Genomic DNA, 22,046 nt, shown 5'->3' with positions numbered 1-22,046 from the left:
AGTCTATTTCCCGTCAGGCGCCCTCTACGCGATCTTCCGCAAAAAGGGTGGCCCCCCTTACCGCTTGGGCGTCAACCCCACCGCACACGCCACCACCGCCGAATCGCCGTGGTCATGGGGGCGCAGTCTTATCGGCGATTGCGGGTTTCGCGTGTCTACCGCTCGCAACGTGGGGCGTTCAACCACGGGAGGGCTGTGGGCGGGGTCGACGATTTCCATGCAGCGGCGCAGCGAGTTGAAGTCGGGCGACTGCGACAGGGACAGGTGCAGGGTCTGGCTGACCGACACCGACACCACCGAGCTCAATGCGCATTGCCCGTCATAGATCAGGGTGTGGCGGATCAGCGGGTTGTCGTGGCAGTACTTGAGCAGGTTGACTTCTCGCGAATGCACCAGCGCGGTGTTGATGATCAACAGGTCGAACGCTACCCCCACCGAACGTGTCAGCCCCTGCAGTTCGTCGAATGAACTGATGGGCGCAATACGGTGATAACCCAACTGGTTAAGCATTTTCTCGATCTTGATCCGTTGCAGCAGGTCGGTATCGGCAATCAGAAGGCGTAGCGCTTTATTAGACATAGGGTAAACCTGACAGTTGGGCATCCACGTCGATCATTCAACGGTGAATACGGTAACGGTCGGCACCCGGCTATGACTTTAAGGCGATTCTGAAACGGCAGACGCAGCGCGAGCGCACTTTTAAGAATCGCCTGAAAGCCCTGCCGCCGGCTTGCCTCTACCATGGTCTGCGTCTGCAAATGCCCGATGGAATTGATTGTGTTGATGCCCCTTTTGCGAATCCTGCTGATCGCCGGTGCGTTGCTGGCCCTGGCGCCACCGGCCCGCGCCGCGCTGAAAATCGAAGGTACACGGCTGATTTACTTCGGCCAGGACAAGGCCGCCGGCATCAACGTGGTCAACCAGGCGTCACAAGACGTGGTGGTGCAAACCTGGATCACCGCCGAAGATGAAACCGCCAACCGCGATGTGCCGTTTGCCGCCACCGAGCCGCTGGTAAAACTGGGGCCAGGGGAGCATCACCGGCTGCGGGTGCTCTACGCAGGCGCCGGACTGCCCAGCGATCGTGAATCGTTGTTCTGGCTCAACTTCATGGAGGTCCCGCTCAAGCCGAAAGAGCCCGGCAGCGTGCAATTTGCGATCCGCCAACGCCTCAAGCTGTTCTACCGACCGCCCACGCTCGAAGGCGGCTCGACCGAAGCGTTGCAGCAGTTGGTGTGGAGCCGCCACGACGCGAAGAGCATCACCGTGAGTAATCCCAGCGCGTTTCACCTGTCGTTGGTGAACGTGCACACCGACACCCAGGCGCTCAGCGATTATCTGCTGCTCAAGCCCCACGAAAGCATCACTTTGACCACGCCGGGCGTTTTGCCCAAAGGCACCACCCTTCACTTCACCGAAATCAACGACATCGGTTTGCAGGCCCGCCACCGCGCGGCGCTCAACTGATCCATCGCGGGGTATTGGCACCTATGTCACTCATCAAACGTGTTCTCCCATTCTTGCTGTGGGGCTGCGCCGCGCTGCCCGCCACCAGCCATGCCCTGGCCTGCGTGGAAGATGGCAGCGGCGCGTACGAGGACATCAACCCCCTGGGTACCTCGCTGGCGGTGGCGGCCGACGCGCCGGATGGCACAATCATCTGGGAGTCAGGCCCACGCTCCACGAATGTACTGTGCAAGGATGACCGCAACCACGGCCGCGAAGAAGTGTATTTCTACGTCAACCCGGCCAGTGTCAGCATCGGCCAAGGTATCCGTGTGGGTATTCGCTACAACAACACACCAATCACCCAAAGCACCGGCAAGGTCGGTACCGGCTTCTTCTCGGACCATGGCTGCAACTTGTCCAACTGCACCGGTTGGGACAAGGCGCGCTTCACCCTGAACTTCAGTGTGTTCATCGAGAAATATGGCAAGACACCGCCCAATGGTCAGGCCAGCACCCTGGCCAAATACCGCGTATTTCAACTCGACGGGGTACGTGGACAGAACACCAACCCCAACAGCAACCTTAACTACATCGTCACCGGTATGAACGACATCCGTTTCGTGCCCTGCGCGCCCGAGCTGACTATCACCCCCAGCGTGGTCAACTTCCCCACGCCTTCGCGCACGGCGCAGATCGGCGCGGTGGCCAGCACCGCGAATTTCAACCTGAGCCTGCGCAAAGCCTGCGACACGCCCTACACCGTCAACGCACGTTTCGCCACCACCCCGGGCGGCGGCAGTGTGATCAACGGATTGCTGGTGCCGGCCAACAACAGCTCGGTCGGCATCTCGTTGTCGCGTGCCGAAAGCGATCTGCGTTTGCCGTTCAATGACTGGTTCACCTTGCAGACGCTGATGGGTTCCGGCCAGGCGCGCAATGATTTCCGTGCGGACTTGAGCTGGCGCACCCTGCCGATTCCCGGGGCTTTCGAGGCGGCGGTGGTGGTCGACATGTTCTACAAGTAGCCGGCGACTTTAAGGATCGTCTTATGCCACTGGCAGCGATCTGCCACTACTCTCTGTCGATGCGATTGAAAAGTTATCTGCTCCAGATCAACCCCGTCCTCTCCCGACCCGAAGCAGCCAGAAGGCTGCTTCGTACGTTTGCCACCGTGTTACTGATTGGTATCTTGAGCGGCGTCTATACCTTCCTGTTGTCCACCTTCAACAACGATATCTCCCAACGACGCGGCTACATGAGCAGTGCCATCGCCGAGGCACATACTTTTTTCACCAATCGCGAGGCCCTGCTGGAAAGCCTCAGCCTGTCGGCGGTGCGCAAACAGTCACGGATCTATCCGCCGTCCCCGGAAGAAGAACATCTGCAACTGGGCGATATCCCTGGCAACCAATGGAGCATCTGGCTGACCGCACGCATGCGCGACTACCTGAAGGCCCGGCAACTCAACCTGCTCTACGTGAACGCCGGCCCCAGCCCGCAGGTGACCCGCCTCTACAACTCGACCGCACAGGTGCTGCCGACGTCCAAGTGCATGCTCAACCGCCTCAAGGCCCTGCAATATCGTGACCCGAGCACCCTCGGCGAGCTATGGCTGAGTGACAGGACCGAGCACCACTCGCACCTGTACGTGTTCATCCGCCTGGACGAGCGCGATGTCAATTCAGGTTGGCTGGGCCTGGAGATGGAGAGCCGCGAGGTCTCCTCGACGCTCAGCGACCAGAGTGCCGGCGAGTTCATGATGCTCAACTCCCAAGGCATGCTGGTCTTCACTAACAGTGCCGATACACGGCTGAGCCAACAGCGCCTCAAGCCGGGCGAAGACAGTTTTTTCGGATTTGTCGGCAATGGCTGGCTACCCGACCACTTGGTGATCCGCAAGCATTTGAAATCCTCCGACTGGCAACTGATGTATTCCATTGATCTGCGCGCGGTGGTCACCGGTCTGTGGAAACAACTGCTCGGTTCATTGTTGTTCTGCCTGTTCAGCCTCACGCTGATCTGGCTGGTGATGCGCCGGGTTGACCAGCGCTTCATCATCCCGTCGATCCATCGCATCCAGGCCCTGATCGAGAGCGAAGCCTTTGGCCGCGACGTCATCCAGACCGCGCCCGTCGCCTTGTGTGTACTGCGCCGTACCGATGGCCAGGTGGTGCTGGAAAACACCCTGGCCCAGCAGTGGCTCGGCAACGGCCCGGAGCGCGAAGCCCTGCGCGACGGCTGGATCGAGCAAGCCTTTGCCGGCGAGCCTTGCGAACGCAGCGACTACTTTGAAACCGTCGACGGCCGGCATCTGTACTTGAGCAGCGCGCCGACCCGCTACAAGGGTGAAGACGTGCTGTTTTGTGCCTTCAGCGACCTCAGCGCGCGCAAGCAGGTCGAGGCTGCACTGGAAGAGGCCAGGCAATCGGCGGACGCCGCCAACGCCGCGAAAACCCTGTTCCTGGCGACTATGAGTCATGAGATCCGCACGCCCCTGTACGGTGTGCTGGGCACCCTGGAGCTGTTGGCCCGAACCCAACTGGATGCCCAGCAAAAAGACTACCTGCAGGCCATCGAAGGCTCGTCCGCCACATTGCTGCAACTGATCTGCGATGTGCTTGACGTGTCCAAGATCGAGGCCGGGCAGTTGGCACTGGAGATGAGCGAGTTCTCGCCATTGGACCTGGTGCACGAAATCATCCAGGGCTATGCCGCAGCCGCCCAAGGCAAGGGTTTGCAGTTGTACGCCTGCTTGGACCCCAAGTTGCCCGAACGGTTGATCGGCGATGTGACGCGTATCCGCCAGATCCTCAACAACCTGCTCAATAACGCGGTGAAGTTCACCGATTACGGGCGCGTGGTGCTGCGAGTCAAGGTGCTCGGCCGCGACGGCGAGCGGTCCAGTGTGTTGTGGCAAGTCTCGGACACCGGCAAAGGCATCGCCCAGGAAGACCAGGCGATGATTTTCGAGCCGTTTTACCAGAGCGAAGGCAACACCAATGTGGTGGCCGGCACCGGGTTGGGCCTGCCGATTTGCCAACGCCTGACCGAGCTGATGAACGGCTCGCTGCGCATGGTCAGCGAGCTGGGCCTGGGGAGCAGCTTCAGCCTCACGCTGCCGCTGGAAGAGGCGCCCACCCTGCCGCTGAGCGCATTACTAGCCGACACCGTCTACGTCGCCTCGCCCATTCCGGAACTCGCCCACGCGATCAGCGGCTGGCTGCGTCGCTGGGGCGCACGCGCCCAGCCCGGCCTGCCGAACCTGCCCGACCACAACCTGCTGCTGCAATTGCACCCCGGCAGCGTCGACCCCCTGCTGGCACCCGACTGGCCGGGGCCGGTGATCCATGTCAGCAGTCACGCCAGCACCACCGTAGAAGCTGACAGCGGCGCGTGGCACGTCAACCTCAACCACCTCGGTGCCATCCATCAGGCTGTCAGCCAGGCCCAGGGGCTGTGGGTGGCCCGCAGCGATGAGCCGACACGCCAGAGCGACGTGGACGCCCTCAACCTGCACCTGTTGGTGGCCGAGGACAACATCATCAACCAACTGATATTGCGCGACCAACTCGAAGAACTCGGCTGCACGGTGGAACTGGCGGCCGACGGCCAGGAGGCGCTGCAGTTGTACAGCGCCGGGCATTTCGACGTGGTGCTGAGCGACGTCAACATGCCCCACATCAACGGCTATGAGCTGGCGCGCGAATTGCGGCGCCAGGGCTGCAGGCTACCGATTATCGGGGCCACTGCCAACGCCATGCGCGGCGAAGCCGACCTGTGCCTGGCCGCCGGCATGAACCATTGCCTGGTCAAACCCTTTGCGTTGCGGGCGCTATTGAACGCCCTGGCACCTTATGCACGGACCACCCATGAAGCCCCTTAGTATTTTGATCGTCGAGGACCACCCCCTGCAGCACATCTACCTGCAGCACCTGCTCAGCGAGTTGGGGGATTTCAGCCTCGAAACCGCCGAGGATGGCAAACAAGCGCTGGAGCGTCTGCGCCAGCGGGATTTTGATCTGGTACTGACCGACCTGCTGATGCCCGGCATGGACGGTGTGCAATTTATCCAGTGCCTGGCCAACCTGCGCTGCAAGCCGGCGCTGGCGATCATGAGCGCGGCTTCGCGGCGCATGCTGATGGCGGCCAGCCTGGTGGCGAAAAACCTCGATGTCGAGGTGATCGGACTGATCTCCAAACCGGTCGCCGTCGACGCCCTGCGCAGCCTGGTGGAGCAACTCAAGACCAAGGTACACCGGCCCTCTCCCGCCCTGACCGAGTACCTGGATATCGACCGCCACACGCTGGTCCAGGCCATGGGCAACGGCCAGCTCCAGGCCTGGTTCCAACCGAAAAAGTCCCTGGCCAACGGCCGTATCGTCGCCGCCGAGGCCCTGGTGCGCTGGATGCACCCTGAGCAAGGCGTGCTATTGCCAGCCGCGTTCCTGCCGGCGATCAAGGCATTCGAGCTGGAGGAACGCCTGTTGTGGGTGGTCCTCAAGCAAGCCATCCATGCCCAGGAGCGTTGGCGCCAGCGCGGTTATGAAATACCCGTGTCGATCAATTTGCCCACCCACCTGCTCAACAGCCATGACCTGGCCGACCGCCTGCTGGAGTTCGTGCTGCACTACAACGGGATCCCGGGAATGATTTGCTTCGAACTGATGGAGTGCTCGGTACCGCAGGACATCAGTAACTTCTATGCCGGGGCGTGCCGCCTGCGTATCAAGGGCTTCGGGCTGTCCCAGGACGATTTCGGCAAAGGCTACAGCTCGTACCTGAACCTGGTGTCCACGCCCTTCACCGAACTGAAGATCGACCAGGCCCTGGTGCAAGGCAGTCACGACAACGAAGGCATCGCCCAGGCCTTGGCGAGCATCATCGCACTGGGCCGCAAGCTCGGCCTGACGGTGGTCGCCGAAGGCGTGGAAACACCCCAGCAACTGGCCCTGTTACGCAAGATCGACTGCAATCAGGTGCAAGGTTTCCTGATTTCTCACGCGGTGTCTTCAGACCAATTTCAGCAACTACTGAACAATGATGGCCCCGCGACATCTCACTAGCTGGCGGCCCCGGATCATTTGCGCTTTATTAAAGAGCAAGCGCCCTCCAGTGCCGATCTATCCTGCGCCTGTGGACCCTCCTGATGAAGCACAACAACGCGATCCTCGAAGCCTTTACCCGTAGCTCTGCGCGCCTGAACAAAGGCCTGATGGTACTGATTGGAATCGCGTTGCTGCTGGTCCTCACCAATTACTGGTCACTGCAACGAGGCATCGAAACCCGCTACGGCGCGACGCGCTTTCACTTCACGCGCCTGATGGAAAACCTCGCGGAGCAGCAAACCTACCTCAAGAGCCTGACCCATCCGGGCATCCAGGCCGAACTGCTACGCGCCACCCACGTCCAGGTCAGTCTGAAAAGCCGTATGGTCGACAATCGCCGCACGCTGTACGAAGGCCAGAAGTATTCGTTTTCGGTGCCGTTCAGCGTCAAGTTCGATGAGCAGCAGGTGGGTGTCGCCGCCAGGCCGGCGATTTTTGCCTTGGGCGCGCACCTGACCAGCTACTACAGCGCTTTCTGGTCCTCGTCGCCGTACGAGGCGCCGCAAACCTTTCTGTCCAACCGCCAGGCGAACTACACCATCACCATTCCGTCGGTGGGCTACCAGCGAAGGGAAGGCACCGAGGAAACCGGCAATCTGGTGACGTTGGTCAATGCGGTGCAACAGATCCTCACGCAAACGCCGCAACCGCTCGAGCAGGATCGCGTGTATTGGCACACCGGACCCGAGCCCGAACACTTGCTGGCCTATATCGGCCTGCCACTCGAAAGCCAGGGCCAGACGGTAGTCGGCACCTTGCTCGATCTGTCGCAGGTCGACGACGTACAGCGTGCCCTCGATCACTCGGCGTTTGATCGCTTCACGCTGATTGCGCCGGACGGCGAGCGGTTGATCGGGCCTCCGACACCGGCGTCACTCAGTGATGGCGTGCATTTCACCGCCAATGGCTTTCAATTCAAGATCACCCACGCAGGCGACCAGCCGTGGAGCGCGGTCTATGGCCTGAACTACTCGCACTTCTTCCACTCCGCCGTATGGCCGCTGAGTACCCTGGCGCTGCTGCTGGCCAGCCTGATCACCCTGGGTTGGGCCGGCAGCCGTTGGTATCGACGCCAGGTCATCGCGCCAGCGCGCCTGGCCCATGAACGCATTGCCGAAAGCATGGCGTTCAGCCGCGTCATCATCGACACCGCCCCCACCGGGCTGTGCGTGGTGCGACGCAGCGACGGCAAGGTACTGATCGAAAACCAGCGCGCCCAGCAATGGCCGGGCACCGCCCGCCTGGTGGCGGCCATGGCCGGTCAACATGACCCAGCCGAGCATGGCGAGACGCATCTGGAGATCGAAGGCCGGCACCTGCAAATCGGCTTCGTGTCGACCCGCTATCAGGCCGAAGACGTGCGTTTGTACGCGTTCAACGACATCACCCGGCACATCGAAGATGCGCAATCATTGGAGGAGGCACGTCACGCCGCCGACACCGCCAACGAAGCCAAGACGCTGTTCCTGGCAACCATGAGCCATGAAATCCGCACGCCGTTGTATGGCGTGCTGGGCACCCTTGAGTTACTCGGCCTGACCGACCTGGACCCGCACCAGCAAACCTACCTGCACACCATCCAGCGCTCGTCAGCCACGCTATTCCAACTGATCAGCGATGTGCTGGATGTCTCGAAGATCGAGTCCGGGCAAATGGCGATAGAAGCCATGGACTTCTGCCCCCTGGACATACTCGAAGACACGCTGCACACCTACACCGCGTTCGCCCAGCGCAAGGGCTTGCAGCTCTACAGCTGCATCGACCCGCAGTTGCCTGACTGCGTAATGGGCGACCCGATGCGCATCCGCCAGATCCTCAACAACCTGGTGAGCAACGCCATCAAGTTCACCGACACCGGCCGTGTGGTCATTCGTGCCAGGGTGATCGGGCGCGACAGCGACAGCGTCGATCTGGAATGGCAAGTCACCGACTCCGGCGTCGGCATCCCCGAGGCACAGCAGGCCAAGCTGTTCGACCTGTTCTACCAGGCACCGGATACGGCCAGCGAAGGTGGCGCCGGCCTGGGGCTGCCGATATGCCGGTGGCTGGCGCAGATGATGGGCGGTGAAATCAGGCTGGTCAGCGAGCCGGGCCTGGGTAGCAGTTTTACGCTGAAAATCCGCCTGCCCTTGTGCAGCGGGGCACTGCCCCACCCGCCAGTGATCGAACCGAGCCCCACGCCGGTGTACGTGCAGGCACCGGTGCGCGAACTGGCACAGTCGATGAGTGACTGGCTCAATCGCCTGGGCATTGCGGCCGACCTGGCGGCGGCCATCCAGGAAAAAGACAGCCGCCACGCGGTGCTGGTCGACCTGCTGCCCAGCGAGCCCCCCTGCCCCTGGACCGGCCCACGTGTACTCTGCCTGCCGGGCGCACACAGCCCGCCACTGCATACGGCGCAAGGCTGGGTAGTCGATTTGCATGATGTGCGCACCCTCGCCGCCACCGTGTCACTGGCGCAGCACGGCAAGTATGAGCAACCCGCAGCGGCACAGCCGCGCAGCGCCGGTCATTTGGGGTTGCGCATCCTGGTCGCCGAGGACAACCCGGTCAACCAGGCGATCATCAAGGAACAGCTAGAGGCGCTGGGTTGCTCGGTGACCCTGGCCGTCAACGGTGAGCAGGCGTTGCAACTGTGGCAACCGCAGGTCTTCGACCTGGTACTGACCGATGTGAATATGCCGTTGATGAACGGTTATGAACTGGCCAGGAAGCTGCGCGAGCATGATCCGCAGTTGCCGATCATCGGCGTGACCGCCAACGCAATGCGCGAAGAAGGCGTGCGCTGCCTGGCGGTGGGCATGAACGCCTGGATCGTCAAACCCTTGAGCCTGCAAACCTTGCGTGCGCAGTTGATCAAGTTTTGCCAGGCCAAGCCGCCGCCGGAGCGCGCCGTCGCGGTTTTCGATGACCGCGTGCAACTGTCGGACACGATGCGCCCCCTGTTCATCAGCACGTTGCGCCAAGACCTGCAGCAGATCGGCGCAGCCCTTGAGCAACGTGATGCGCACAGCCTCGGGCAGCGCCTGCATTCAGTCGCCGGTGCCCTGGGCGCGGTGCAGGCACTGGCGCTGTCCCAGGCCTGCATCGAACTGGAAAGTGCACTCAACAGCAGCAGCCTCAATACCGCACTGGTACTCAACGTGAAGGCGGTCATGCAGCGAATGTCGGCCATCCTGGAGACGCTCCAGCCTGGGCACACTTCACTCACTTGAACTGGCACTACGGACGGCCCCTTATGAAAACATTCAACGTGGTTATCGCGGACGATCACCCGATCGTGCTGCTCGGTGTACGCGAACTGGTGGAGCGTGATACGCGCTTTGCGGTCGTGGGCGAGGCTGTCTGTTCGGCGGGCTTGATCGAGTTGCTGCAACGCCAGGTGGTCGACATCGTGATCACCGACTACAACATGCCGGGCGACTCGCCCTACGGTGACGGGCTGAAACTGGTGGAGTACCTGAAACGGCATTTCCCGCAGGTGCAGGTCCTGATCCTGACGATGATTTCCAATCACCTGATCCTCACCCGCCTGCAGGAACTGGGCGTGGTCGGCATCATCCAGAAAAGCCAATTGCACACCGAGATTCAACTGGCGCTCAAAGCCATTGCGCAACAAGGCGCCTATCACAGCCTGGAGCCGCCGAAGACCTCGGTGATCGAGACGCTGACGGCGATCGACGAACGCGTTTCCACGTTGTCACCCAAAGAGTTCGAAATCTTGCGCTTATTTATTGCCGGCATGAGCGTGAGTGATATTGCACGCTGCCAGAACCGAAGTTCCAAAACCATCAGCGCGCAAAAGATTTCAGCCATGCGCAAACTTGAAGTGAGCAGCGACCAAGACTTGTTGGCTTATTGCCTGGCCCGCAACATTTTCAACTAACAAGCACTTGCAAGCCATTCCTGGATAATGGCTTTGCCCTTTATTTACGGGCCTAAAAGCTGTTCAACCCGCGCAAACTTGCCGCCCCTCGTGCCACTTATAAGAATCGTCTTATTTGCCCGCCTGCCACTGCCCCTTACTCTTTGCGGGCAGTTCAACAACAGCATTTCCCAACTAACACTTACGGACATCATCATGAAGAAGTTTTCCCTGGCTGTTATCGCCTCGGCCATTATCGCCGCTTCCGGCAGTGCATTCGCCGCAGACCCGGTAACCCCCACTCCAACCCTGGGTGGCAGCGGCAAAATCACCTTCACCGGCGTGATCAACAACGATGCATGCTCGGTGGACGGCGCCAACTCCGACCGCACCATTTCGGTCGACATGGGCAACGTTTCGATCAAGGACATGGGCACCGCAGAAAACCCGGCTGCCGGTCGCGTGACCGCCAAAGACTTCAACCTGAACGTCAACTGCAACGCAGGCACCAAGGTCGCGATGATCTTTGACGCCAACAACGGCGGTTCGGGCCTGGTCACCGGCAAGAAAGTCCTGGCGCTGAACGCCGGCTCCGCTTCGGCGAAAAACGTCGGTATCGCCCTGCTCGACAGCAACGGCGCGCTGATCGATCTCAGCTCGCCGTCCACGGCGCGCATTGAAAGCACCATTCACGGCCAAGGTTCCGAAGGCGGCGACGCCACCTTGAGCTTCGCAGCCGCCTACGTGACCACCGCAGCCGCCGGCTCGGCCGTTGCCGGTCGTGGTGATGCAACCCTGCCGTTCATCCTGCAATACGAATAATCGGCGCCCCGGCACCCGACGTGCGAGGCCCTGCGGCCTCGCCATTCCTTCTGATCACACTGGATAAACCTCATGCTGCCTCGTTCGATTGCCGCATGCCTGGGGCTGCTGGGCATGCTTATGGCGACCCAGGCCGGCGCCAGCATTTCACTGAACGCCACCCGCATCGTCTTCGATGGCGACCACAAGGAAGCCAACATCACTGTGCGTAACGGTAACCAGGATGTATTGGTGCAATCCTGGGTCGACATGAATGACGCCGGCGCCAGCCGTGCGCCCTTTGCGGTCACGCCGCCCCTGGCCCGCGTGTTTGCCAAGGAACAGCAACTGCTGCGCGTGCTGTATGAAGGCACCGGCATGCCCACGGACCGCGAGTCGGTGGTGTGGCTCAACGTCCAGGAAATCCCCAAGGCCAGTGAGGCCGAGAACACCTTGCAGTTGGCCATCCGCCAACGCATCAAGATTTTCTACCGGCCTGCCGGGTTGCCCGGCAGTGCCTTGCAAGCCCCGGCACAGCTTGAATGGACATTGGTCCGGCAAGGCGCGCAGACGCTGCTGAGCGTGAAAAACCCGACGCTGTATCACGTGTCGATGGCCGACATCAAAGTGCAGGCGCAACTGGCGAGCGACTCCACCATGATCGCGCCCGGCGAGCACAAGCAATTTGCGCTCGGTGCCCTGCCCACCAGCGGCCCGGTGCAATTGTCGTTCTACAGCATCAATGACTACGGCGCGCAGAATCACTACACCACGCCCCTTTCAAGCGGCGTTTCGGCCCCTGCACACGCCACTGAATCACGACTGGCCCCTTAAGCCTGCTCTCTAACCCCCAGGCGAATGCCGGGTGCGCATTTGCGTGCCTGCCTGTTCGCTGCCGGGGGACGTCAAAGGTCTTCGCATGTCTTCTCTTTCCAGCAACAGGCCCGTGCGTTGCGCACTGAAATTCAAGACACTGTCGTTGGCGATCGCCGCCAGCTTGCCAGCCTGGGTGATGGCCGATGAGGCCACCGAAGCCTTCAATACCACGTTTTTACAAGGTGGGCAGGCGGTCGACCTGCAGCAATTGCTCGCGGCCAACAGTGTGCTTCCGGGCAATTACCGGGTGGACCTGTTCAGCAACGAAGTGCTGGTCGGGCGGCGTGATATCGACTTCCTGCGCAACCCGCAAAACGGCCAGGTCGAAGCGTGCCTGACCCTCGACCTGCTCAAGCAACTGGGAATCGACATGGCTCGCCTGCAGGCTCAAGGCAAAATCGACCCTGAACATCCCGCGCCCTGCTACTCACTGGCGCAGTTGATCGAAGACGCCAGCGTGCGGTACGACAGCAGCCGCCTGCGCATGATGGCAAGCATTCCACAGATAGCTATGCAACGTGGCCTGCGTGGCTATGTCGACCCGCAGTTATGGGATGACGGCGTGCCGGCGGCGTTCATCAACTACCAACTCAACAGCAGCCGCACGGCCGGCGACTATCAAACCCGCGTCAACCATAACCTGGGCTTGCGCAACGGCATCAACCTGGGTGCCTGGCGCCTGCGCAACGAGTCGAATTTCAGTGGTGGCACCGCGCGCTCGAACACCTTCACCAGCAACCGTACCTACGTGCAGCATGACGTGACGGCGATCAAAGGCCAGTTCAGCGCCGGTGAGATTTTCTCCGATACCGACCTGTTCGACAGCGTGCGCTATCGCGGCGTGAAACTGGCCTCGGATGAAGGCATGCGCGCCGACAGCGAGCGCGGCTATGCGCCGGTGATCCGTGGCGTGGCCCAGACCAACGCGACCGTGGAAATCCGCCAGAACGACTACATCCTCTACACCGCCAACGTCGCGCCGGGCCCGTTCGAGATCAACGACATCTACCCCAGCGGTTCCAACGGTGATTTGCAAATCACCGTGATCGAAGCTGACGGCAGCCGCCGCGTGACGATGCAGGCGTTTTCCAGCCTGCCGATCATGGTGCGTGAAGGCCAGGTCAAGTACAGCGTCTCGGCGGGCACGTTCAAGAGCAATGCCGAGGGCCTGGCGACTCCCCGATTTGTCAGCAGCACCGTGGCATATGGCTTGACCAGCAGCCTGAGCGGCATCGTCGGTGTACAAGCCAGCGAGGCGTACAACGCGCTGTCTCTGGGAGCCGGCAAAAACACCGCACTGGGCGCGGTATCGCTGGATGTCACACACTCATCGAGCAAGGCCCGGGGGCAAACCACCCAGGGCAACAGCGTGCGCGCGCTGTATGCCAAGACCTTTGCCGGCACCGACACCAACTTCACCTTGGCAGCCTACCGCTACTCCACCGAGGGCTACCGCAGCTTCACCGACCACGTCGAAGACATCAGCGAAGGCGCACGTGTACGCACCGGCCACTCCAAGACCCGCACCGACCTGACGATCAACCAAAGCCTCGGGCGTCATCGTGAATACGGCAGCCTCTACGTGAACGCCAGCGATCAGCGCTATTGGAACCGTGGCGGCTCCCAGAGTTTTTCTGCCGGCTATACCAGCAACTGGGGCGATGTGACTTACAACCTCGGCGTCACGCGTACCAAGCAAATCGTCACCTGGGGCGAACCCAGCGATGACACCCAAGTGAACCTGTCCATCTCCTTCCCGCTGGGCAGCCAGCCGCGTGCGCCACGAGCGTTCGTCACCACCAGCAGCAACCGCGGCGACACCACCACCCAAGCCGGGATCAACGGCTACGTCGCCGACACCAGCGACACCTTTTATTCGGTGCAAGCCGGCCACAGCGACACCAGCGGCGATTCGGGCTCGGTGAACATCAACAGCCGGACCTCGGTAGCGGACGTCAGCCTGGGTTACAGCCAGGGCCAGGGCTACAACTCGCAGAACCTCAACCTCGCAGGCTCCGTAGTGGCCCACGCGGGCGGGATCAACCTGGGGCAGACCGTCAGTGAAACCTTCGCGCTGGCCGAAGTGCCCGGTATCAGCGGGGCAAAAATCGGCAGCTACAGCGGCGTCGAAACCGGCTACAACGGCTATGCGGTGATCCCCACGGCCCAACCCTACCGGGTGAACTGGGTGAGCCTGGACACCCGAGACCTGGGTGGCGATGTCGAAATCAGCAATGCCACGCAACAATTGGTGCCGCGCCGTGGCGCCATCGTCGTGGCGCACTACAGCGGCACCACCGGACGGCGGGTACTGTTCGAGTTGTTCGATGCCCAGCACCAACCGCTGGCGTTTGGCGCGTCGCTGGAAGATACCCAAGGCAAGCAACTGGCGATCGCCGATCCGAACGGCAACGCCCTGGCATTGGTGGAGCAGGATCACGGCACCTTGATCATCAAGTGGGGTGAAGAGCAATGCACTGCAAGCTACGCGCTGCCACCGCAGAACAAGGCGCTGAACTATGAGCGCCAGGCGCTGGTGTGCAAGCCCCCGGCCGGTTGAGGGGGCCGAGCATCAATGCGTGCGTGCGCTCCTCTGCACCACGCACATGGGTGTACCTGCCACCGGCTCATTGATGATCTGCACATGCACATCGAACACCTGGTGCATCAACTCGGCACTGATCACCGCTGCTGGCGCGCCATCGGCCACCAACCTGCCGCCGTGCATCACCGCCAGATGATCGGCGTAGCGACAGGCCTGGTTGATGTCGTGCAGCACGGTGATGACGGTCTTGCCTTCGGCAGCCAGTTCGCCCATCAAGTCCAGCAGTTCGACTTGATGGCTGATGTCGAGATAGGTGGTGGGTTCGTCGAGCAGCACCACCGGCGCATTCTGTGCCAGCACCATCGCCAGCCAGGCGCGCTGGCGTTGGCCGCCCGACAAGTCGGCCAAGGCACGCTCGGCCAGGGTGTCCAGCTCCAGGCGCTGCAGGGCCTGGGTCACGTGGGACTGGTCATTGCCGCTCAGGCGCCCCCACAGCGAGTTATGCGGGCTGCGACCATAGGCAACCAACTGCCGCACGCTGACCCCCTCCGGCACGGGCAACACCTGTGGCAGGAACGCGATCTGCCGCGCCAGTTGCCGCGCGGACAAGCTGGCATAGGGCTGCCCCTCCAGGGTCAGTTCGCCCTGGGTTGGCTTGAGGATACGCGCGAAGGCTTTGAGCAAGGTGGACTTGCCGCAGCCGTTAGGACCGATCAACGCCGTGACCTTGCCCGCCGGCGGCGCGAACGACAAACCTTGCACGATGCGCGTCGCGCCATAACCGATATCGAGCTGGTGTGCCTTCAGAATACTCATGTCATCAGCCCTTGAAGCGTGCCAGTAACCAAAGAAAATAGGGCGCGCCGATCACCGCCGTGAGCACCCCTGCCGGGATCTCGCTGGGAGCGATCAAGGTGCGTCCGAGGGTATCGGCGAGCACCAGCAGCAACGCGCCGATCAACATCGCCGCCGGCATCAGGTAGTGGTGATGCCCGCCCACCAGGCGCCGCGCCATATGCGGCGCCACCAGCCCAATGAAACCGATCGGCCCGATCACGCCGACTCCCAGGCTGGTGAGCATCACTGCGCAGGCCATCGCCCACCCGCGCGTGCGGTTCAACGCGGTGCCCAGGCTATGCGCCGCCTCATCACCGAGCGCGATCAGGTTCAGTGGCTTGGCCAGGCACAACCCCAGCGGGATCAATACGAGAAATGGCAACACCAACCCCACATGGTGCCAGTTGCGGCTCCACAGGCTGCCGGTGAGCGCGAGCAATGCGGTGTTGATATCCAGCGGGTGGGACAGGATCAGGAACTCGGTGATGCTGGACAAGGTCACCGCAATCGCCACCCCGGACAGCGCAAAGCGCACCCCGGAAAAACTCACCCCGCTGTTGTACAACGCCAACAGCAAAGCCCCGGCCGCCCCACCCAGGCACGCCACCAGTGGCAGCCAGCCAATCGGCAATTGCGGCCAGGTGATGATCGCCACGGTGAGCGCCAACCCTGCGCCCTGGGTCACCCCGAGAATCTCCGGCGAGGCCAGCGGGTTGCGTATCACCCCCTGCACTATCGCGCCTGCCAGGCCGAAAGCGCAGCCGGCAAGGATCGCGATCAGGCTACGCGGCAGGCGGTGGTTCCACACTTCAAAATCGACGGCGTCGTGGGCCAACAGGCGTTCCACTACCGTTTCGGGCGTGAGCCACCGGGTGCCGGCGCTGAGGCTGACAAACGTCACCAGCAGCAACAGGCCCGCCAGCAGCCAAAGGCGAAAGCGTGGCCGAGTCATAGGGCGCGCCTGGCGAGAAAGAGAAAGAATGGCGCACCGATCAACGCGGTGACGACCCCGGCCGGGGTTTCCACGGGGAACGCCACGGCGCGGCTGAGCAGGTCGGCGCCGAGCACAATCACTGCGCCCAGGGCGGCACTCAGCGGGATCAGCCAGCGATAGTCGTTACCGAGAAACTGCCGCACGATATTGGGCGCAATCAGGCCGACGAACCCGATGGGGCCGACGGCGCAGACACTGGCACCCACTAACAACAGACTGGCGACGAAGACCTGCAGGCGCAGGCTGGCGATGCCCACGCCCAACGAGCGGGCGGCCTCCTCGCCCAGGTTGATCAAGTTCAAGCGCGGCGCGCACCACAACGCCCACAGGCCGCCGACCAGGGTGCAGGGCCAGAGCAGTTGCACCTGCGCGGTGCCCACGTTGGCCAGGGAGCCGGCCAGCCAGTTGAGGACACTTTGCGCCTGGGCCTCGACCAGAATCACCGTGAGCCGCGTCAACGCCGCGCATAACGCCGCCACGGCCACTCCGGCCAACACCAGGCGCCCTTGGGACGTGGTGGGCGACCAGGCGCCGCCGAGGCTGAACACCGTGACCCAGGCCAGCGCGCCCCCTACGCACGTCATCAACAAAGCGCCACCGGCAAAGAGTGGCGCCACCAGGCCGGTGGAAAACAACGCCAAGCCCAGCGCCGCCCCGGCGGTAACGCCGAACAGAGACGGCGAGGCCAGGCGGTTACGCGTGATGCCTTGCATCAATGCCCCCGCCAAGCCCAGGCAGGCACCCACCAACGCCGCGCACACCGCACGCGGCACCCGCAGTTGGGCGACGATATAAGCCATGTTGCCGCCCGAATGACCTTGGTGCACCAGGCCATTCCACGCATCCGCCGGGGTGATCACAAACGGCGACCAGCTGTACAGCGAAAGCCAGAACAAACCGCCTCCCAACAGCACGATGCCGGCGGCGGCTAAACTGCGCTGCACGGTTATTGGCTCAGTACGGCTTTGCCGCCCTTGAGAATCGCCAGGGCGTCTTCGGCGATTTGCTCGGAGGCCAATACCCCTCGATTGCGCGCCCAACTGTCACCGTCCACTTCAGCCACATGCTGGTTGCGCACCGCGCCAAGCACCTGCCACAGCGGTTGCTTGCTCCAGGCGTCGACGATGCTCGGGCGGCGGTAATGGCCGACCAGCAACCAGCCCGGATCCAGCGCCAGCAGTTGCTCCAGGCTGACAAACTCCGTCGGCGCCGCCTTGGCACGTACCGACGGGACTTTCAGGCCGATGGCTTGCAATACGCTGCCGGCATAGGAGTCCGGGCCGTGCACGGAAAAACTGTCTTCACGCGCAACGCCGAACAGCACACTGGCGCCGGCGGGGATCTGCTGTGCAATCGCCTTCAGGTGCTCACGGTTTTGCGCGATACGCGCCTGCATCTGCGGGCTCTTGCCCAACGCCTTGCCGATCAGTTCGGCGGACTTGAGGCTGCCCTGGTAATCCTCACCGCGCGAGGGCAGCAGCAAGGTCGGTGCGATACTGGAGAGGTCGCTATACAGCGCCTGGTGGCGGTTCAGGTCGGCGATGATCAGGTCAGGCTTGAGCCTGGCGATTTCCTCGATGCTCGGCTGCGAGCGCAAGCCCACGGACGTCCACTGGCCGATGGCCTGGCGCACCTTGGGCAACACGCGGTTGGCGTCGCCATCATCCGCCGCCCCGACAGGCGTGACGTCGACTGCCGCCAGGCTGTCGAGAAAGGAAAACTCCAGTACCACCACGCGCTTGGGCGCATCCGGCAGATGCACGGCGTGCTGGCCGTCATTGAGGTCGATGGGAGCGGCGCATAACACGCTTGAAGAGAACGCCAGGAGACAGGCGGCAAGGGTCGCAATGGAGCGCAGTAATCGCATGAAGCACCTCGGCGTTGACACACCCCGCCCAGGCAGGCCGGGGAAAACGGCGGGTACTATTCCACAACGGCGCGGTGCAATCAAAAAACATTCTTATTAACACCGCGTCAGCCGACCAGACGGTCAATGGCTTATTGCGGCCATTGCTCAAGCAATATCGACACGAATTTTTCCGCCGCCGGCGAAAGCGATGCCCCACGGCGGTAGACCAGACCCAACGAGCGGTTCACCACCGGCTCGATCAACGGGACGCTGACCAAGGTGGGATGGTCCTCGGCCGGCATGGCCAGGCTCGGCATCGCCGACACCCCCAACCCAGCCTCCACCAGGCCCAGCGAGGTCGACAGATGCTGGACTTCGTAGAACCACTGCGGCCGCCAGCTCAAGCCAGACAAGGCATGATCGAGCAGCATGCGGTTGCCGCTCAGGCGCCCGACGCCGATCAGGCGGTAATCGCTCAATTCAGACCAGGTGACCGCACTGCGCTTGGCCAACTCATGATCACGCCGGCAGGCCAACACAAACGGTTCGCTGACCAAGGGCACGAACTCGATGTCCGGGTGCTGTCCACTCATCATGTTGATACCGAAATCAGCTTCCCCACGCAGGACCGCTTCAAGCCCCTCGTTGGCGCTCAAGTCCAGCAGGCGGATGCGGATTTTTGGGTAGCGTTCGTTGTACAGACGAATCACCGAGGGCAGGAAATAGAAAGCAGCCGTCGGGATGCACGCCAGGGTGACCCGGCCGATCTGGCGTTCGGCGAGTTCACGGATATTGAGAATCGACTCGTCGAAGTCGTCCAGCAGGCGGCGTGCCTTGGGTAGGAAGTCGCGGCCGACGCTGGTGAGGCTGACCTTGCGCGTGGTGCGATCGAGCAACGCGGTGCCCAAGCCCTCTTCGAGCTTTTTGATCCGGCGGCTGAGTGCGGGTTGGGACAGGTGCAGGGCATCGGCAGCCTCGTGAAAACTGCCAAGTTCGGCGATCTTCACGAAAGATCGAATGTCGTTAAGCTCATAGTCCACGTTATGCCTCATCCGCTGCAAGGTTCGAAAAGAAAATCCAGCGTAAATTTATCATTCGTAAAACGCAACAATCTCGTCAATTTTTGCATTTGATAGATCTTTTAAAGCTTGAGACTCTTGTTCGCAGAGCATCAATTAACTCGATTGATCAACAAGAGTCAGTATCATGCAAAGAATTCCCTGTGTGCTGATGCGTGGTGGCACCTCCAAAGGCCCGGTATTTCTAGCCTGGGATTTGCCGGCAGCGATTGAGGCCCGTGACGAGCTGCTGCTCAACCTGATGGGTTCCGGCCACGAGCTGGAGATCGATGGCATTGGTGGCGGCAGCCCCCAAACCAGCAAGGTCGCGATTGTCAGCCCCTCACTGCATCCCGATGCGGACGTTGATTACCTGTTCGTTCAAGTCATGGTTTCGCAACGCCGCGTCGACAGCGCGCCCAACTGCGGCAACATGCTGTGCGCCGTCGGCCCTTTCGCCATCGAACAGGGCCTGGTCAAAGGCACGCCGGGGCGCACCCGAGTACGTATTCGCAATGTGAACACCGGGACCCTTATCCATTCGCAGGTGTACACACCGGATGGCAACGTCAGTTACGAGGGCGACACCGCCATCGACGGCGTGCCGGGCACCGCAGCACCGGTGCAACTGACGTTCCTCGATGCGGCCGGCAGCAAGACCGGCAAGCTCTTCCCCACCGGCAACACGCAGGATGTGATCGACGGTATTGCCGTCACCTGCATCGATATGGCGATGCCGATGGTGCTGATCGAGGCTGGCCAACTGGGCAAGCGCGGTGATGAAAGCCCGGCGGAACTGGACGCCGATAAAGACTTCCTGCGGCGCCTTGAGTCATTGCGACTGCAAGCCGGCCAGGCCATGGGCCTGGGCGATGTCAGCCACAAAGTGATTCCCAAGCCGGTACTGGTCTCGCCTGCCAAAGCCGGCGGTACGATCCAGGTTCGCTATTTCATGCCGCACAACTGTCACCGGGCCCTGGCCATTACCGGCTCGATTGGCCTGGCCACCGCCTGCGTGGTAGAAGGCAGCATCGTTGCGCAGATGCTCGGCGGGATCAGTACGCCGCGCCCTCAAGCGGTGCGTATCGAGCACCCCAGCGGCGGGATTGATGTCGTATTGTCCTACACCGGGCTCAACAGTGAGACAATCCAGGCATCCGTCGTTCGTACTGCGCGCAGGCTTTTTTCCGGCTACGTCTACGCCACAGATTCACAGCGCCTCGCCGGATAATTCCGGCGGTCGTTGGCATTTTTTGCATCCGCACAATTCTAAAAAATGGGTGATGCCATGAAAGTTGTTAAATCGCTCTACTTCCAGATTCTCTGCGCCGTGGTACTGGGCATCGTGGTCGGGCATTTCTGGGCCCAGCAAGCCATTGCACTCAAACCGCTGGGTGATGCATTCATCAAGCTGATCAAGATGATGATTGCGCCCGTGGTGTTCTGCACCATCGTCACGGGCATCGCCGGGATGAGCGATAAACGCTCGCTCGGACGCCTGCTCAGCAAGACCCTGCTGTTGTTCCTGGGCTTGACGGTGATCAGCCTGCTGATCGGCCTGGTGGCGGTATTTGTGTTCCAGCCGGGCGCGGGCATGAACATCGATCCCAGCCAGCTGAGCACCAAAGGCTTGACCCAATACACCGAGTCGGCCGCCAAGCTTGGGGTGGTGGAATTTTTCATGCATATCATCCCGGAGACGTTTATCGGCGCCTTCAGCAAGGGTGAAGTGCTGCCGGTGCTGTTTATTGCGGTGTTGTCCGGCTTTGCCTTGTCGTCACTGGGCGAGCGTGGCAAGCCGGTGCTCGACGTGCTCGAAGCCGCCTCGCAGATGGTGTTCAAGATCTTCGCCTACCTGATGCGTTTCGCTCCGATCGGCGCCTTCGGTGCCTTGGCGTTCACCGTCGGCCAGTACGGCATCACGTCGCTGGGCTCGCTGGCCAAGCTGATCATGACCTTGTACATCGCCTGCGGTTTCTTCGTGTTCGTGGTACTGGGCAGCATTTGCCGCGCCAACGGTTTCAGCCTGTGGAAACTGCTGCGCTACTGCCGCGAAGAGTTCCTGGTGGTGCTGGGCACCTCCTCCACCGAGCCGGTCATGCCGCGCATGCTGGAGAAGCTCGAAGCGCTGGGTTGCAAAAAAGGCGTCGTGGGCCTGGTATTGCCCACCGGCTACTCGTTCAACCTGGACGGCACTGCGATCTACCTGTCGTTGGCGGCGATCTTCATTGCCCAGGCCTGCAATATCGACCTGAGCCTGACGCAGATCATCACCATGCTGGCAATCATGCTGCTGTCCTCCAAGGGCGCTGCGGGCGTCACCGGCAGCGGGTTCGTCGCACTGGCCTCGACCCTGACGGTCATTCACGACATCCCATTGGCCGGCCTGGCGTTGCTGATCGGCATCGACCGCTTCATGTCTGAAGCGCGAGCCCTGACCAGCCTGGCCAGCAACGCCGTCGCGACGGTGGTGATGTCGCTGTCGGAAAATGCCTGCGATCGCGAAACGCTGCACCGGATGCTCGACGCCAAACCCTCTGCGGCACCGGTAGAAGCCTGGGAAGACTTGAAAGTCCCCAAACGCGCTTAGTACTCCCCGGGCAACGCCCCTCCTGACTTGACTCCCTCCCCCGCCAGGCGCCTTTGCCCGCCCGGCGGGCCAGGGCT

Annotated in this window: 17 protein-coding genes; 11 read left to right on the top strand and 6 right to left on the bottom strand. The window is 61.9% G+C overall.

Annotation, left to right across the window (positions count from 1 at the left end; translation table 11 throughout):
* Nucleotides 1–57: 57 nt before the first annotated feature.
* A complete protein-coding gene (locus JBE38_RS03130) occupies nt 58–579 on the bottom strand; it encodes a chemotaxis protein CheY (protein ID WP_090369905.1) in 522 nt (173 codons plus the stop codon).
* A gap of 204 nt (nt 580–783) precedes the next feature.
* Between JBE38_RS03130 and JBE38_RS03125 the strand changes: the two genes are divergently transcribed.
* From JBE38_RS03125 to JBE38_RS03085, 9 genes are all read left to right on the top strand, one after another.
* Nucleotides 784–1,467, top strand: a complete 684-nt coding sequence (locus JBE38_RS03125) for a fimbrial biogenesis chaperone (protein WP_240202386.1) — start codon at nt 784–786, stop codon at nt 1,465–1,467.
* A 23-nt stretch (nt 1,468–1,490) separates the two neighbouring features.
* Nucleotides 1,491–2,474 (top strand): fimbrial protein, encoded by a 984-nt coding sequence (locus JBE38_RS03120; RefSeq protein ID WP_060756866.1) that lies wholly within the window; start codon nt 1,491–1,493, stop codon nt 2,472–2,474.
* A 59-nt stretch (nt 2,475–2,533) separates the two neighbouring features.
* Entirely contained in the window at nt 2,534–5,332 is a 2,799-nt protein-coding gene (locus JBE38_RS03115) for an ATP-binding protein (RefSeq protein WP_205343637.1), read from the top strand.
* On the top strand, nt 5,319–6,512 hold the full coding sequence (locus JBE38_RS03110) for an EAL domain-containing response regulator (protein WP_060756867.1): 1,194 nt from the start codon (nt 5,319–5,321) through the stop codon (nt 6,510–6,512). Before JBE38_RS03115 ends, JBE38_RS03110 begins: the two co-directional genes overlap by 14 nt.
* 83 nt (nt 6,513–6,595) lie before the next feature.
* Nucleotides 6,596–9,769 carry a hybrid sensor histidine kinase/response regulator gene (locus JBE38_RS03105; RefSeq protein ID WP_205343534.1) on the top strand — a complete coding sequence of 1,058 codons (3,174 nt, stop codon included), beginning with the start codon at nt 6,596–6,598 and terminating at the stop codon, nt 9,767–9,769.
* 23 nt (nt 9,770–9,792) lie between these two features.
* On the top strand, nt 9,793–10,440 hold the full coding sequence (locus JBE38_RS03100) for a response regulator (RefSeq protein WP_090369896.1): 648 nt from the start codon (nt 9,793–9,795) through the stop codon (nt 10,438–10,440).
* A 195-nt stretch (nt 10,441–10,635) separates the two neighbouring features.
* Nucleotides 10,636–11,241, top strand: a complete 606-nt coding sequence (locus JBE38_RS03095) for a fimbrial protein (RefSeq protein WP_060756870.1) — start codon at nt 10,636–10,638, stop codon at nt 11,239–11,241.
* Between the two features lie 72 nt (nt 11,242–11,313).
* Entirely contained in the window at nt 11,314–12,054 is a 741-nt protein-coding gene (locus JBE38_RS03090) for a fimbrial biogenesis chaperone (protein ID WP_090369894.1), read from the top strand.
* A gap of 85 nt (nt 12,055–12,139) precedes the next feature.
* Nucleotides 12,140–14,656 (top strand): fimbria/pilus outer membrane usher protein, encoded by a 2,517-nt coding sequence (locus JBE38_RS03085; protein ID WP_205343533.1) that lies wholly within the window; start codon nt 12,140–12,142, stop codon nt 14,654–14,656.
* 12 nt (nt 14,657–14,668) lie between these two features.
* Here JBE38_RS03085 and fecE read toward each other — a convergent pair whose 3' ends face one another.
* The 5 genes from fecE to JBE38_RS03060 form a co-directional block, all read right to left on the bottom strand.
* Nucleotides 14,669–15,457 (bottom strand): Fe(3+) dicitrate ABC transporter ATP-binding protein FecE, encoded by a 789-nt coding sequence (gene fecE, locus JBE38_RS03080; RefSeq protein WP_205343532.1) that lies wholly within the window; start codon nt 15,455–15,457, stop codon nt 14,669–14,671.
* A gap of 4 nt (nt 15,458–15,461) precedes the next feature.
* Nucleotides 15,462–16,430 carry an iron chelate uptake ABC transporter family permease subunit gene (locus JBE38_RS03075; RefSeq protein ID WP_205343531.1) on the bottom strand — a complete coding sequence of 323 codons (969 nt, stop codon included), beginning with the start codon at nt 16,428–16,430 and terminating at the stop codon, nt 15,462–15,464.
* Complete coding sequence (fecC, locus tag JBE38_RS03070; RefSeq protein ID WP_205343530.1) at nt 16,427–17,416, bottom strand: iron-dicitrate ABC transporter permease FecC; 990 nt, start codon at nt 17,414–17,416, stop codon at nt 16,427–16,429. The genes JBE38_RS03075 and fecC overlap by 4 nt, the downstream gene beginning before the upstream one ends.
* Before the next feature lie 2 nt (nt 17,417–17,418).
* On the bottom strand, nt 17,419–18,339 hold the full coding sequence (locus tag JBE38_RS03065) for a Fe(3+) dicitrate ABC transporter substrate-binding protein FecB (RefSeq protein ID WP_205343529.1): 921 nt from the start codon (nt 18,337–18,339) through the stop codon (nt 17,419–17,421).
* Nucleotides 18,340–18,470: 131 nt separating this feature from the next.
* The gene (locus JBE38_RS03060; RefSeq protein ID WP_060756877.1) at nt 18,471–19,361 is read right to left on the bottom strand and encodes a LysR family transcriptional regulator; all 891 of its coding nucleotides are present in this window, start codon (nt 19,359–19,361) and stop codon (nt 18,471–18,473) included.
* Between the two features lie 166 nt (nt 19,362–19,527).
* Between JBE38_RS03060 and JBE38_RS03055 the strand changes: the two genes are divergently transcribed.
* Both JBE38_RS03055 and dctA read left to right on the top strand, forming a co-directional pair.
* The gene (locus JBE38_RS03055) at nt 19,528–20,610 is read left to right on the top strand and encodes a 4-oxalomesaconate tautomerase (protein WP_060756878.1); all 1,083 of its coding nucleotides are present in this window, start codon (nt 19,528–19,530) and stop codon (nt 20,608–20,610) included.
* Nucleotides 20,611–20,655: 45 nt separating this feature from the next.
* Nucleotides 20,656–21,969 carry a C4-dicarboxylate transporter DctA gene (dctA, locus tag JBE38_RS03050; RefSeq protein ID WP_060756879.1) on the top strand — a complete coding sequence of 438 codons (1,314 nt, stop codon included), beginning with the start codon at nt 20,656–20,658 and terminating at the stop codon, nt 21,967–21,969.
* Nucleotides 21,970–22,046 lie beyond the last annotated feature (77 nt).

It is taken from the genome of Pseudomonas sp. ICBG1301, from assembly GCF_016918385.1.
In the GTDB taxonomy this organism is placed as follows: Bacteria; Pseudomonadota; Gammaproteobacteria; order Pseudomonadales; family Pseudomonadaceae; genus Aquipseudomonas; species Aquipseudomonas palleroniana.
The sequence above is the reverse complement of the archived record's forward strand: the minus strand, read 5'-3'. Positions and strand labels throughout refer to the sequence as shown.

Coding starts and splice junctions, on each gene's coding strand:
- fecE (WP_205343532.1), bottom strand. CDS start 15,457: ATGAGTATTCTGAAGGCACACCAGCTCGATATCGGTTATGGCGCGACG.
- JBE38_RS03065 (WP_205343529.1), bottom strand. CDS start 18,339: ATGCGATTACTGCGCTCCATTGCGACCCTTGCCGCCTGTCTCCTGGCG.
- JBE38_RS03115 (WP_205343637.1), top strand. CDS start 2,534: ATGCGATTGAAAAGTTATCTGCTCCAGATCAACCCCGTCCTCTCCCGA.
- JBE38_RS03085 (WP_205343533.1), top strand. CDS start 12,140: ATGTCTTCTCTTTCCAGCAACAGGCCCGTGCGTTGCGCACTGAAATTC.
- JBE38_RS03095 (WP_060756870.1), top strand. CDS start 10,636: ATGAAGAAGTTTTCCCTGGCTGTTATCGCCTCGGCCATTATCGCCGCT.
- JBE38_RS03120 (WP_060756866.1), top strand. CDS start 1,491: ATGTCACTCATCAAACGTGTTCTCCCATTCTTGCTGTGGGGCTGCGCC.
- JBE38_RS03130 (WP_090369905.1), bottom strand. CDS start 579: ATGTCTAATAAAGCGCTACGCCTTCTGATTGCCGATACCGACCTGCTG.
- JBE38_RS03100 (WP_090369896.1), top strand. CDS start 9,793: ATGAAAACATTCAACGTGGTTATCGCGGACGATCACCCGATCGTGCTG.
- JBE38_RS03105 (WP_205343534.1), top strand. CDS start 6,596: ATGAAGCACAACAACGCGATCCTCGAAGCCTTTACCCGTAGCTCTGCG.
- dctA (WP_060756879.1), top strand. CDS start 20,656: ATGGGTGATGCCATGAAAGTTGTTAAATCGCTCTACTTCCAGATTCTC.
- JBE38_RS03110 (WP_060756867.1), top strand. CDS start 5,319: ATGAAGCCCCTTAGTATTTTGATCGTCGAGGACCACCCCCTGCAGCAC.
- JBE38_RS03055 (WP_060756878.1), top strand. CDS start 19,528: ATGCAAAGAATTCCCTGTGTGCTGATGCGTGGTGGCACCTCCAAAGGC.
- JBE38_RS03090 (WP_090369894.1), top strand. CDS start 11,314: ATGCTGCCTCGTTCGATTGCCGCATGCCTGGGGCTGCTGGGCATGCTT.
- JBE38_RS03075 (WP_205343531.1), bottom strand. CDS start 16,430: ATGACTCGGCCACGCTTTCGCCTTTGGCTGCTGGCGGGCCTGTTGCTG.
- JBE38_RS03125 (WP_240202386.1), top strand. CDS start 784: ATGCCCCTTTTGCGAATCCTGCTGATCGCCGGTGCGTTGCTGGCCCTG.